Source organism: Ligilactobacillus sp. 110_WCHN (assembly GCF_030518115.1).
Lineage (GTDB): Bacteria > Bacillota > Bacilli > Lactobacillales > Lactobacillaceae > Ligilactobacillus > Ligilactobacillus aviarius_C.
Genome location: NZ_JAULLI010000018.1, coordinates 23417 through 36756, shown reverse-complemented (window position 1 = coordinate 36756; position 13340 = coordinate 23417). Strand labels below are relative to the sequence as shown.

Genomic DNA, 13340 nt, shown 5'->3' with positions numbered 1-13340 from the left:
TTCTTATTTAATTAGCTATCAAACTGACAGCCTTTATATAATACCAAATTGAAAACTTGGTGTCAATCACTTTTTTCAAGTGACTTGCCAAATCAACAACAGTTATTACTATACAGGTATCCCCTTTATTCGTCAAGATTTTTTTAAACAAAATTGACTCTTTTTTAAGTTTTTTATACTTATTTGATGTATTCCAAATTAAAAGAGGATCAGCAAATGAAATCAGAAGAAAAAAATACCAAAGTTTTTGACAGCACCATCATTAAATTTATTATCGTTGGGGTTGTTAACACTGTTGTTAGTTGGGTCGCAATGTTTTTATCACTGTGGCTTTTAACTAAGATGGGAGCAAACCATACAATTAGTTATTGGATTCCTTCGGGGGTCAACATTGTCGTTGGAAGTATCGTTAGTTACATTTTGAATAAACACTTTACCTTCCAAAGCAATACAACTGGTGAAGAAGATATTGGTAAGTTTATCATTAATATCTTGATTTGTTATGTCGTTGCATACGGAATCGCCCAGCCAATTGCAAAATTGATTTTCAAACATGCTGGAGTAATGGTTCTTAAAATTATTTCATTACTCTCAGGTTCAATCTTATTTACAATTATCAATTACTTTGGCCAACGTTTCTGGGTATTTAAGGAAGACGAAAAGTAACTTAAGTCCAAATAAAATGGAGTCGAATCAATTTGATTCGGCTCCATTTTTTATTTGATAATCGCCAGCAGCGCATGTTGAAGTGCCGCAAATTTGACTTGAACGGCTGTTAACCATTGACAATGGATCACCTGACCTAGTGTTCCAAGCCATAAAAGACGAAATTCAATCAGGAGTAAACACAAAGTAAATCCTAAAACGAGGTGCTCTCCGATTCCACCCGTTGTGTAATAAACCAATTTAGTTCGTTTTCGTTTCTTTTTATATGGCCATAACCAATGAATTCCTTCCTTCGAGAAAGAATCTTCAATTAAATGCATTAAGTACCCTATCAGCAACCAAAAAGTTACATTTTGACCCGACGCTGATAAATAGTGAAACTGAATAACGGTTCCTAACACAAAGACAATTACTGCTCCTAAAAGCGAATGGGTCCCGCCACGATGACCGAGTGTCTTATTAGTAATTCCGCTGGCAATTTTATTCCGTTTTCCCAAAAATGAACTCGGATGGTCGATGTCTGGAAGAAGACTTCCAATTCCAAGAGCGCACCCATTTAGGAAACTCACTTCACCTGAAGCCGCCATCAACGGGAGGCCAATCGCTAATGTTAGCGTAACGTGTGTACGATATTTCATTTTTCTTCCTCAAAATTATCCTTCATGCCGATATTTCAAATGACTTTGACCTTCATGCGCAATCACGTTGATCTGATCTGGAATTTGAGTATGCAATTCCCTTACATGACTGATAATTCCAATCATCCGATTCTTACCTTCCAACGTTCGCAAAGTCTCCATCGCAGTTGCAAGAGCATCCTCATCAAGCGAGCCAAATCCTTCGTCAATAAATAGCGTATCGATTTCAGTTCCGCCGTTTTGCCGTTGAATTACTTCACCTAATGCCAATGCGAGCGCCAAAGCAGCAATAAAGCTTTCACCACCAGATAATGTATGCACACTTCGGGTCTGCCCAGCTTCATCATCATAGACATCGATTCCTAATCCGGTTTGGCGAGCAGTATTGCGTTCCGCATTTCGCTGCAGGACAAAGGAATACCGACCATCAGTGATTTTTTCTAAAATTTGAGTTGCCACTTCAAGAACTTCTTTAAAATACTCGCGCAAAACAAAACGCTCAAGCCCAAGCTTATTTTCGCTTGTCCCTCCGCTTACGATCTGTGAAAGTTCCGCAACCTCATCAAGATGCCGTTGTTGCTTTTGACAAGCATCCCACAGTTTTGATGCTTGGTGCTTGATTTGCTTCAATGATTGCAACTGGGCATTTTGTTCACCCCATTTAATCTGCATTCCGCGCAATTTATTTTCCAGATCATCAACCTGGGTTTGAAGTTGATCAATCTTTGGCAACTCTTGTTTCCCGATCACTTCATTAATTTTCGCCAACTGGTCAGCATTTGATCGCACTTTTTGCCGGTATTCATCCACTTCCGTTCGTAACGGCGGTAACCGGTGTAAATTGCTGATCAAATTCCGGAGTTGGGGTTCCGTTGCATTTTGTTTTTGTAATTCAGCTTCCAAATCACGTTCAGTTTGCTTTAACTCATGGCTCAATTCATGCAACCGTTCAGTCAGTTGTTTACTTTGAGTTTGAAATACAATTTGCTGCTCTTTAACTTGCTGCATCTCGTTTGCGTTTGCCGTTTGAGCAGTCATAAATTTTTCAATTTGAGTTTGCCACTGCTTCAACTGGTTTTCTAATTCAGCCTTTGTCTTAAATTCAGCAGGAAGCAATTTCTGTTGAGTCTTAACTTGAGCATCCAGTTCTGCTGCTTTTCGTTCAGCTGTTACCTTTAGCTGTTGTATTTTATCAAACTGATTTTGCAACTCCGTTTGCTGCTGCGAAAGGGTCGTATTTTGGGCCGTTAACTGACTTTGGCGCGTCTTAGCTTCATCATATTCCTGTTTTCGGGTTTGAAAATCACGTTCCCGTTTTTGACGCCAATCACTAATTTCACCAAATGATAAGTCCGTTTGATTTTCCTGATTCAGCTTTTGCAGTTCATCATCCAAAGCCTGTTGAGCAACGTGTACCTGTTGCTGAAATTCGCTTTGTTGCTCCTCAAGTTGAGATAGTTTTTGAACAGCTTGGGTATATTTAGCTTGTGCTTGCCGAACATCTGCTTCTTTAATTGCCTGCATTTCAACTGGAACTTCAATTTCAGCCGGGTGCGGGTGCTCCGTTGAACCGCAAATTGGGCAAGCCTTTCCCGGGGTTAACTGCTTGACATAGAAATTGATCTGGTTTTGAGCAAAGTAATTTTGCAGTTCATTTGCTCGATCAGAAAGAACTGCAACTGTCTTTTGTTGACTAGTAACGCTTTGATCCGCGTCCGCCAACTTTTGCGTACTCGTCGTTTTATCATGGTTAAGCTGTTCAAGCCGTTCAAGGTGGTGATCAAGCTGATTAAGCTGTAACTTTCGCTGATTCAAATCATCGTTTAAATTCGTTAAATCACCAATTTGTTGTAACTGGGCTTGGTTGGCTTTCAATTGCCGTTCTTTTTCAGCCAGATTTTCTTTAAGTGAAGCTGTTTTTTGCGTTACCTGTTCTAACTGATGCTGGGCATCCTGCAAACTTTGCTGGGCCGCCTGGACTTCGGTGTACAAATCCAATTTGGGTTTCAACCGTTGCACGTTCGTCGTTAGTTTCTCAATTTCAGGAGCTCGTTTTTCAAGTTCATCATAAACTTTTTGCTGCCGATGCCGTTCTTCCTTTAAGCGGTCCAAATTTTTTTCAGTATCCTTGATTTGGTGATCAACATCCGTAATCGCTGTCCGTTGCTGACTAACTTTCATTATTAAAGCTCGCTGCGATTGGGCCCACTCAAGCAGAGCGATTTCTTGTTCTTTTTGCTTAACTTCTTCATCCTGCTGTTCAAGCATCATTCGTTCTTGTTCCAGCTGGTTGCGTTCATCAAACGCTTTTTTCAACTGCTTAGCATTATCAAGCTGCTTCCGTGATTGTTGCAGTTTCTCGTTGTCGTGATCTAAAATTTTCCTTTGATCCGTTACAAATTGCTGATTACGGGCGATTTTTTCATCAACAACCGCAAACCAGTCCTGATTCGTGCGCACTGCTTTTCGCTCATCATCCGTTAAAATTACGTTTTGCTTTAAAACTTCCAGATTTGCTCGTTGCTGCTCTGCCCGTTTGCTTAGTTCGCGAACTTCAGTTTTGATCTGTTCCGTCCATTTTTCAAAAATTTCAGTCCCAAAAACCTGCCGTAAAACATTTTCCTTATCCGCACTATCAGCAGCCAGAAATTTTCGAAACTGTTGTTGCGGTAGCAAAACGATTTGGGTAAACTGTTTCGCATTTAAATGAAGCAAATCCTCAATAAAACCTTTAATATCTGATGTCTTTGTCAACGTCTCCTCCTCGCCGTTAACACCATCGTACTTCAACATTTGTTTGGCCTGGTGACTTGACGTTCCGCCCTTCGCGTTCACATAATCATACTTTGGCTCGCGGGTGATCGTATATTCTTTTCCTTGATGTTCGAATTTTAATTGAACAACCGTTTTTTCCCGTGCTTGCGCAAAGGATGAACGCATCTGCTGCGGCGTCCGCTCATTACCAGAAGTTTCGCCGAAAAGCGCATAGCAAATTCCATCAAAAATCGTTGTTTTTCCGCTTCCGGTTTTCCCGCTGATCAGAAATAACGGTACGTTTTCAAATTGGGTAAAATCAACCGTTTCATTCCGGTAAGGCCCAAAATTCTGCATTGTTAACTTTAATGGCCGCATTAATTAACGCTCCTTTCAGCTTTTGCTAATTCTTCCTTCGCAAACTTTTTTTGAATTGATGAAAGTTCATCCCCGGTTGCTTCATGATAAAAGGTTTCTAACATTTCAAGCGGGCTCAGTTTTTTTATCTTCCGGCCGCTTTCTTGTGAGATTGCATTCCGGCCATTTTGCCTTTGAAAACTGATGACCCGCGGATAAAACTCACGCAGCCGATTCATCACACTCGGAATAATTTCCTTATCCGTTAACCGAATTGCCACAAACTGGTCATCATCAACTTGACGATAAAATTCAGGACTCGTCAACGTTTCGAAGCTCTCCTGCAAAACCACAATATCATTTTTCGGCGTTAACGGAACCCACTTGGCCATTTCATCCTCTTGGTCCGTATCAACGATCCAAACACCCTTTTCATCCTGCGCTTCACTTACCGAAAACTTGACCGGTGAACCGCTATATTTCATTCGCGGATGATGCAACGCATTTTTACTATGTAAATGTCCCAGCGCAACATAATCGAAATCTTCCATTAAATCAAGGGCAACGGCATCAAGCCCGCCGACTTCGACTTGGGTTTCTGAGTCACAGTGACTGCTTCCAGCAGCGAAAAAGTGCGCCAATAAAACATGCTTCTTATCATTTTCAAACCGTTCTTTCATTTGGCTGAAAATCAACTTCATCGCATCGTTCAAGTTATGGATCTCAACGTCTTTAAAATAGTTGCGCGCAGCCGGAAGTTCAAAATATGGTAATAAGAAAAACTGCGTATCACCAATAACTACTGGTGTAAAAGCATCCTTTAACTTTGTATTCATATAAAAGTCGGTTGCCTTGAACCAGTCGCTTCCTGTATTAAGCCGAACGGCAGAATCATGGTTTCCGTTAATTGCCAACACTGGCAAATGATCCTTCAAATTTAATTGAATCAGCATTTGATCCAACAGGCGGACCGCATCTTCGCTTGGAACTGACCGATCATATAAATCACCTGCAATTACAATGGCATCAACCTTTTCCTGCAACGCGATCTGTTCAATTTGTTCAAACGCATCCCGCTGATCATCAAAAAGGGAAAAATCATGCAATTTCTTTCCAATGTGCCAATCTGCTGTATGTAAAAATTTCATCATTCCACCTCTATTCACGATTCACTCAATCAAACATTTGTTCTCATTTTATCATATTGGATCAATTAAAAGAAAGAAGGTGTGATAAAGTTGAGCACTTTGTCACACCTTCCGCTTGTAAACTAGATTTCTTTTTTGATTTGACGAACCATTTGCAGTTCCTCATTCGTTGGAATCAACATTGTTTTGATTTGTGCATCTTTTGGCGAAATTATTCCTTCCTGATTTGCCTGATTTAATTTTTCATCGACCTCGATGCCAAGCACCCGCAGTTGCTTTAATAATGCCAACCGCAAATCAATTTGGTGTTCGCCGATTCCGCCAGCGAGCACTAACGCGTCAATGCCACCAAGTTCAGCAAAATATGCTCCTACATATTTTACGACCCGGTTAATAAAAATTTCACGAGCCAGACTTGCCTGCCGATCACCTTTTTGCCAAGCGGCTTCAATGTCCCGCATATCAGAACTTGATTCTGAAATTCCCAATAATCCGGATCGATCATTCAACAGCGTCATTACTTCTTCCGCTGTCATCCCTTCTTTTTCCATCAAAAACGGAACGATTGCCGGATCAACATCCCCAGCTCGAGTTCCCATCGTTAAGCCCGTCAACGGGGTAAAGCCCATTGAACTGTCAAATGCTTTGCCATCTTTAATTGCCGCTACCGATGCGCCGCTGCCTAAATGTAATGTAATAATTTTCAATTCATTTAGTGGGCGGTTAAGCAATTCCGCTGTCCGTTCTGCCAAGTAACTGTGACTGATTCCGTGTTCGCCGTACCGTTGAATCTGATACTTTTGAGTCAACTCATACGGTAAACTGTAAATGGCATTTGATTCCGGCATGTCCGTAAAGAAAATACTGTCAAACACTGCGTACTGGTCAACATTAGGCAAAATCTTTTGCATTAATTCAACATACCGGGCTTCATGCGGATTATGCAATGGCGCAAAGTCTTTTAAGTTCTTAATTTCCTGCAAGACTTCCGGCGTGATCAACGTTGCCTTCTTAAATTTCTGGCCGCCAGCAACGACCCGGTGCCCAACAATTTGAATCTCATCTAATGAAGCAATTTTAAATTCCTCGATTTTATTTAAAATCATCCGCACCGCATCTTCATATCCCAAATTAGGTTCTTGAGACTGTTTTTTCTCACCATTAAACTTGGCCGTAACTAATGCTTGCGGCGTATTGATCCGTTCAATTTCACCTTCGCCCGCAACCCTTTCACTTTCAATTCCAAAGACCTTCCATTTAACTGACGAACTGCCAGCATTTAAAAGTAAAACTTTATCCATTGCTTTTTCCTCCGTAATTCTCTGTTACTTTTTGTAAATTATACCAGGATTTTGTTATATTCGATTCGATTTCATTGTAAAATTCATATTAAATTCAGACTTTTTCACAAAAAAATGACCTAATTTAGGTTTTTTACTCAAAATAAGATTCCTATAATATCAAAAATCATTTGAGCTTTATTACAAAAATACAGCATTTTGTAACAATAAGTAATACTCTTGCTACAACGCTGTGATATTTACCGCTTATACTAGACACTGTTAAATCGTTGCGGAACGATTTTGATATGAAAGTTAGTAAGAATATATACAGATAATTTTTATAGGAGTGAATATATTTATGAAGATGAAAAAGGTTTTACTTTCTGCAGCCGCATTAACAGGTACAATTGCTGGTGCTACAGCAGTTGCGAATGCTGACACAGTTACAGTTAAAGCTGGTGACACTGTTTCAGAACTTGCCCAAAAGTACAACACAACCGTTCAAACGATCCAACAACTTAACAACCTTAATAACCCCAACTTAATTTTTGTTGGTCAACAATTAAAGGTTAACAACAATAACAACGGTCAAGCTGTTGCACAACAAAACACAAACAACACTCAAGCTGCTCAACAACAAGCAACTTCACAAAATACACAAGCTCAAGCAACACAACAAAACACACAAGCTCAAACTTCAAACAATAACAACTACAGTTCAAACGTTTCAGGTAACAACGCTGCTGCTAAGGCTTGGATTGCACAACACGAATCAAGCAACAACTACAACGCCCGGAACGGTCAATACATTGGTAAGTATCAATTAAGTGCTAGCTACTTAAACGGTGACTACTCACCAGCTAACCAAGAACGGGTTGCTGACCAATACGTTGCTCAACGTTATGGTTCATGGGTAAACGCTCAACGCTTCTGGGAATCACACGGTTGGTACTAAGATTTAGTTCAACACGAATTTTACAAAGTCGGCTTTTCTAGCCGGCTTTTTTGTTATAAAAACATATAATAAAGAAGAGGTTGTGACTTGAGTCACAACCTCTTTGCTATATCCACATAATCGGGTTCCAAAACAAACGAGCTGTGTGGTGACGCGAAGCTAATTCGTAAACCTCCGAATCTATGCTGCGCGATTCGTTCGCTTTTCTGCTTCCACCATGCTCGTTTTTTAACGTTTTGTCACACCTTCTTATTAATCAACTAATTTTCCAACCAACGGTAACTTAGCTAATACCTTATCTCCATGCGGCGACTTATTTAATAATGCATCCGTTACATCGGTTCCGGCCAGATTTCCGTGGTGTTCGCCACCAGTCCATGCTGGTGAATCAGTAACATCGTAAACTTTTCCATTCACTGCGACATAAGCCAGGTTACCATTTTGACCATTGTACTTTGCTAAATCCGCCCGTTTAATTTCTTTTTCTGCCATAATTAACACCTCTCAGTTATAACAATACCAAACTTGAATCAAATGAGATATTAATATGCTTGCTCTTAGTAGACCCCGCCTTGGTAAGTCCCACTGACAACATGGCGGAAATCAAACGTTGCTAATTCCGACATTCGAATGATCCGGCTGACACCAATCGCAATCATTAAATTCAACGGTTCATCGGCGTCATCTGGAATAACTAACACGGTTTGCTTGCCCGATGCCCGAAGATAGCCTAATTCATAGGCAACTCCGTCATCAATTTGAGCCGGATTGTACAACATGATTCCTAAATCGGCGCCCATCATTCCTTCAATATCTGAAACATAAGTCCGATTTTGCCATTCAATATCATGAACAAGTTCCGGATGTTCGTTAACATCCATTCCTTTGTATTGATGATCAAGCGGGAAATGTGAAAACTCACGTGAAACGGTCGGGTTCGCTTCAATTGCTTTCAACCCTGCATCTAACTGTTCGCGTTGTTCAGGTGTAAACCAACTGCATGCAATATATGCCTTAACTGGACCAGGTTCAACTGTCATAATTCTTCTCCATTCTTTCTTTCATTGTCATTTACCGAAGTAAATATTTTACAAATAAATAAATGCCACCACAAAAAATGATGATGCCAATCGTCATAATCATTCCACGTGAAAAAGTAGCCGCTCGGTCCCGAACTCCCAACGCATTATAAATCATTAAAAAGCCGACTACGATCAGCAATAAGATTATTAAAATAATTGAAAGTCGCATCTCGTTCACCTACTTATTCTCGTATATTCTTATCTTATCCTAGATTAACCTCGTTTGCCATAAAAAGATAACACAAAAAAGGTAAAGCAAACCAAGCCTCCTAAAATCAAGGAAACTTTGCTTACTTTACCCTTTAATTACTAATCGATTCTAAATTATGATTTTAGTACCAGCCGCATTCTTGCCAGTGCTTTTGAGCATTGACCCATGAGCCGTAACGGCTTGTAACGTATTGGTTAGCAACTTCATCTTGGTGGGCTGGTGAGTAATCGCCGCCTAAGTAGCTTGCGCTTAATTGGTATGCCCCAACATATTGACCATTCCGGGCATTGTAATTTCCGCCTGATTCACGAGCAACGATCCATGCCTTCGCTGCTGCATCACTGCTTGAAAGGTTTGATGATGCTAAAGAATTTGAACTATTATTTGCTGTTGCTTGAGCTGGTTGTGAACTTTGAGCAGCAGGTTGAGAATTTTGATTTTGCTTTGCTTGATTATTTGAAGCTGCAGATTGTTGTGCTGCTTGAGGTTGACTGTTTACTTGATTATTTTGAGCTCCATTAACTTGAAGTTGTTCCCCAACATAAATCAAGTTAACATCAGCTAAATGATTAAGTTGTTGGATCGATGAAACCGTTGTGTTATATTCGATTGCAATTTTTGAAAGAGTATCGCCACTTTTTACCGTCACTGTATCAGCGTTTGCGGCTACGGCACTTACAGTTATCAAGCCGAATGCTGCTGCAATTGTCAATAAAAACTTTTTGATTCTCATAAATAAAATTCACTCCTATAAAAAATTCTGTTTTCATTCTGACACGTTGTTTTCCCTTAACAACACTGCTTAGTATACGGGGTGAATATAACAAGCAAATAGCAAGATAATTACTATTTGCCGCTTTTATGTAATATTTATCTTCAGGATGTAACTTAAAGTAATAAACTCTAACAAAATAAATTTATTTACCAATAAGAATTCCTTTACTCGCGGCGTCCGTCCATTTTCGCTCTTTTATGACAAAATCACCTTCATTAAACAGTAATTCCCGTTAAATTTTCACAAATAATTTTTTCTAACAAAGAAAAAATCAGCAAAACAGTGAAATCCCACCATTTTGCTGGTTCTAAATCGTTGGTTTGTAATTTGAATGTTACATTTCCGCCTTCTTTTGATGATGCTGTTCAAACTGACGGTATACCTTAAAGAGGATTACAAAAATCAGGAGAATTAAGATAACCGCGATGATGATTCGAAGTGTGCTTCCGCGGAAGACTGCATCCCCGCCAAAGGCATACAGTAATGACATCGGCAACGTTCCAATCGCAATACACATAATTAACCGCCCAATTCCCATCTTAAGTTTAACGGCCATATAGCTTGTAAAACTTGACGGAATCATTGGAAGCGCATATCCCAAAATAATTGCCAGTGCCGGATCTTTAAAACGTTTAAATGATGCCATTTGATTTTTGAAACGTTGTGAATGCTTAATGAAATTAAAGTGTGCTAAAAGATAAACGACCAGCAGGTTTCCTAAAACATAGCCGCCAAGATTCATTAAAATCCCTAACCACGGACCATAAAGAACCCCGTTAAAGATGCAGACAACTGCCACCGGTGCTCCTGGAATCGCGGTCAGAATCGCAGTCAAAATAATTAGTAAACATGCATCCTTAATTCCATGATGCCGAAAGGCCTGCTTTAAATACATGCGATCATTTTGCGGATTAAAGAACTGATGAATCTGCGGGTAATAATCCCGCAGTAACAGCCCAATTACTCCGACCGCTAAGATAATTCCCAATGTAACTGTACTATATAGTAAGATTTTTCTTCGTGTTTCCTTTTTCATCGTCCATTCCTTGCTAATCATATTTCACTTTCTATCTTATCATTTAACAATTTGAAAAAACACCGAAACAAAACGTTGACACGGTGTCACCGTTAGAATACAATTAAAGCATAATCGGTGACACGGTGTTACCAAAAGGAGTTGATTATTTTGCCGAAACAAACCTTTTTAAAACTCAATGATGAAAAAAAGAAACGCGTTGAAAATGCGCTTCTAAATGAATTTGCGCATTACCCATTAAATGAGGCCCAAGTTGCCCGAATCATCAAAGACGCTTCAATTTCACGGGGAGCTTTTTATAAATACTTTGATGATTTGACCGATGCGTACCTGTATCTGCTTCATCAAGAACTTAGTCACGTTCACGTCGACATTGAAAATCAGGACTATACTGATCCCCAACTTATAATCCGTCAAATGCGCCGGTTTATTGATGAAGCTCATACTCTTCCAAGCTATTCGTTATTTCAAATGCACTTTAAATATAATGAAAATTTACTGCGGCCATTTATCCCGACAACTGAGATGAAGACCACTATTTGGATGTACTTCATTTTAAGTCACGAAACTTTACGCTCACTCTTTCTTGACCCCGCTAATCAAGAATTTTATTTTAAACGGTTTAAAACTGCAATTGCTCAAATCGGAAAGGAACAGTAATTATGTTTTTAGCACTTAAAGAAATCAAACATGAAAAACTTCGTTACGGCCTGGTAATTTCAATGGTCGTCCTCATTAGTTACTTAATCTTTATTTTGACAAGTTTAGCTCAAGGATTAGGAAGTCAAAACACCGCTGCAATCGATACGTGGAACATTAAACAGGTTGTTTTAAATAAGGATTCTGATATCAATATGCGGCAATCCTTCTTAACGACCCAACAGGTGGACCAGCTTCACCAAGGTAAAAACGATGCCGTCATCGGCCAATCCGCCGTGGTTGCTAAACATTCTGCCCTGCCGCAAATCAGCGCAACCTTTATTGGGATCAAGCCAACTCAATTCATCTACAAGGATATGAAGGTCATTAAAGGCCATAAACCATTAACCGACCGCCAATTAGTTGTTGATTCATCGTTTGAAACCAAAGGATACAAACTTGGTCAGTGGGTCAAATTAAACTCGCTTAATCAAAAATATCAAATCGTTGGATTTGTCAAAAATGCCAAGATCAACATTTCCCCAATTGCATACGGTAGATTATCAGCATGGAAAACCATCAGTAACTTGAATCCCAACTTGGCTGCAAACGCCCTTGTTACTCGAAGCAAACATTACAAAATTACTGATAACAATTTGAAAGCATACTCGGTATCGTCCTTTATTGATAATCTTCCTGGCTACACTGCTCAAAACATGACTTTTGAATTTATGATTGGATTCTTGATGGTCATCTCGCTGATCGTGATTGCGATCTTCCTTTACATTATTACTAATCAAAAACTTCCAAATTATGCGGTGTTAAGAGCCCAAGGTGTTCCAGCCAAAACATTGGTTATCAGTACGATCATGCAATCGTTGATTTTAGTCGTTAGCGGAATTTTAATCGGCGCACTCCTGACATGGATCACCAGTTTGGTTATTCCTGCAGCGGTCCCAATGACATTTAACGTTCCCGTTTTAAGTGCGGTTGCTGCCGGATTAGTCTTAACTTCGATCATTGGTGCAATTTTACCAGTGCGGACAATTATGAAAATCGACCCCGTAAAGGTTATCGGCTAAGAAAGGAGCTTTAATAAGATGACTGCATTAACTTTAAATCACGTTAATAAAACATTTGGAAAGGGAATTGCAAAGGTTGAAGCCCTCAAAGATGTTAATTTTAGTGCTGACCAAGGAGAAATGACCTTAATTCTTGGACCATCAGGATCCGGCAAAAGTACGTTCTTAACGATTGCCGGAAGTCTGCAAACTCCAACTGACGGTGAGGTTTTGATCAACGGCGACGATCTTCGGCATCTTTCTGCCAAGAAACGCGAACAGTTACGCCTTAATCACTTAGGGTTCGTTCTTCAATCATACAACCTTGTCCCATACCTGACAGTTAAGGAACAGTTTAAACTCGTTGATAAGGTTAAAAAGAGCGGTAACCTTTCAGCAAGTCAACTTGATGACCTGCTGAAACTGTTAGGAATCGACCAGCTTGTCAATAAATATCCCGACCAGCTTTCAGGCGGCCAAAATCAACGGGTCGCAATTGTCCGCGCGCTATATCCGAATCCCGAAATTATTTTGGCAGATGAACCAACGGCGGCTTTAGATTCCGCCCATGTTGAAGAAGTTGGCAAGTTATTTGCGCAACTTGCCCATACGCAAAATAAAGCCGTCGTTGTTGTCACCCATGATCTGCGCCTAAAAGACTACGCGGACAAAATCTTCACCATCACGGATGGAGTAATTTCACGAGAAAAATAGCTTTGTCGTTCCCCTTTGATT

Annotated in this window: 14 protein-coding genes; 5 read left to right on the top strand and 9 right to left on the bottom strand. The window is 39.9% G+C overall.

What is annotated here, in order from left to right; translation table 11 throughout:
* The first annotated feature begins 216 nt into the window (after positions 1 to 216).
* Positions 217 to 666 (top strand): GtrA family protein, encoded by a 450-nt coding sequence (locus Q3C15_RS06925; RefSeq protein WP_283601451.1) that lies wholly within the window; start codon positions 217 to 219, stop codon positions 664 to 666.
* A 50-nt stretch (positions 667 to 716) separates the two neighbouring features.
* Here Q3C15_RS06925 and Q3C15_RS06920 read toward each other — a convergent pair whose 3' ends face one another.
* The 4 genes from Q3C15_RS06920 to Q3C15_RS06905 form a co-directional block, all read right to left on the bottom strand.
* Complete coding sequence (locus Q3C15_RS06920) at positions 717 to 1304, bottom strand: metal-dependent hydrolase (protein ID WP_302704761.1); 588 nt, start codon at positions 1302 to 1304, stop codon at positions 717 to 719.
* Between the two features lie 15 nt (positions 1305 to 1319).
* A complete protein-coding gene (locus Q3C15_RS06915) occupies positions 1320 to 4436 on the bottom strand; it encodes an SMC family ATPase (RefSeq protein ID WP_302704760.1) in 3117 nt (1038 codons plus the stop codon).
* A complete protein-coding gene (locus Q3C15_RS06910; RefSeq protein ID WP_283602355.1) occupies positions 4436 to 5563 on the bottom strand; it encodes an exonuclease SbcCD subunit D in 1128 nt (375 codons plus the stop codon). The genes Q3C15_RS06915 and Q3C15_RS06910 overlap by 1 nt, the downstream gene beginning before the upstream one ends.
* A 122-nt stretch (positions 5564 to 5685) precedes the next feature.
* Positions 5686 to 6864: an acetate/propionate family kinase gene (locus Q3C15_RS06905; RefSeq protein WP_302704757.1), complete on the bottom strand. Its 1179-nt coding sequence runs from the start codon at positions 6862 to 6864 to the stop codon at positions 5686 to 5688.
* Between the two features lie 340 nt (positions 6865 to 7204).
* Here Q3C15_RS06905 and Q3C15_RS06900 point away from each other — a divergent pair, with 340 nt between their 5' ends.
* On the top strand, positions 7205 to 7801 hold the full coding sequence (locus tag Q3C15_RS06900) for a LysM peptidoglycan-binding domain-containing protein (protein ID WP_302704754.1): 597 nt from the start codon (positions 7205 to 7207) through the stop codon (positions 7799 to 7801).
* A 252-nt stretch (positions 7802 to 8053) separates the two neighbouring features.
* Here the strand turns inward: Q3C15_RS06900 and Q3C15_RS06895 are convergent, their stop codons facing one another.
* The 5 genes from Q3C15_RS06895 to Q3C15_RS06875 all read right to left on the bottom strand — a co-directional run bounded on the left by Q3C15_RS06895 (position 8054) and on the right by Q3C15_RS06875 (position 10905).
* Positions 8054 to 8293, bottom strand: coding sequence for a cytochrome b5 domain-containing protein (locus Q3C15_RS06895; RefSeq protein ID WP_302704753.1), 240 nt, complete (start codon positions 8291 to 8293; stop codon positions 8054 to 8056).
* A 65-nt stretch (positions 8294 to 8358) separates the two neighbouring features.
* Positions 8359 to 8841: a nucleoside 2-deoxyribosyltransferase gene (locus tag Q3C15_RS06890; protein WP_064212760.1), complete on the bottom strand. Its 483-nt coding sequence runs from the start codon at positions 8839 to 8841 to the stop codon at positions 8359 to 8361.
* Between the two features lie 31 nt (positions 8842 to 8872).
* Positions 8873 to 9052 (bottom strand): hypothetical protein, encoded by a 180-nt coding sequence (locus Q3C15_RS06885; protein WP_302704752.1) that lies wholly within the window; start codon positions 9050 to 9052, stop codon positions 8873 to 8875.
* Between the two features lie 163 nt (positions 9053 to 9215).
* Positions 9216 to 9827, bottom strand: a complete 612-nt coding sequence (locus Q3C15_RS06880) for a LysM peptidoglycan-binding domain-containing protein (RefSeq protein WP_302704751.1) — start codon at positions 9825 to 9827, stop codon at positions 9216 to 9218.
* A 376-nt stretch (positions 9828 to 10203) separates the two neighbouring features.
* On the bottom strand, positions 10204 to 10905 hold the full coding sequence (locus tag Q3C15_RS06875; RefSeq protein WP_204779476.1) for a TVP38/TMEM64 family protein: 702 nt from the start codon (positions 10903 to 10905) through the stop codon (positions 10204 to 10206).
* Positions 10906 to 11055: 150 nt separating this feature from the next.
* Here Q3C15_RS06875 and Q3C15_RS06870 point away from each other — a divergent pair, with 150 nt between their 5' ends.
* From Q3C15_RS06870 to Q3C15_RS06860, 3 genes are read left to right on the top strand one after another with little or no spacing between them, the layout of a single operon-like run.
* Complete coding sequence (locus tag Q3C15_RS06870; protein ID WP_302704749.1) at positions 11056 to 11565, top strand: TetR/AcrR family transcriptional regulator; 510 nt, start codon at positions 11056 to 11058, stop codon at positions 11563 to 11565.
* Between the two features lie 2 nt (positions 11566 to 11567).
* Complete coding sequence (locus Q3C15_RS06865) at positions 11568 to 12626, top strand: ABC transporter permease (protein ID WP_302704747.1); 1059 nt, start codon at positions 11568 to 11570, stop codon at positions 12624 to 12626.
* A gap of 18 nt (positions 12627 to 12644) precedes the next feature.
* Positions 12645 to 13319, top strand: coding sequence for an ABC transporter ATP-binding protein (locus Q3C15_RS06860; protein ID WP_302704746.1), 675 nt, complete (start codon positions 12645 to 12647; stop codon positions 13317 to 13319).
* The last annotated feature ends 21 nt before the right edge of the window (positions 13320 to 13340 follow it).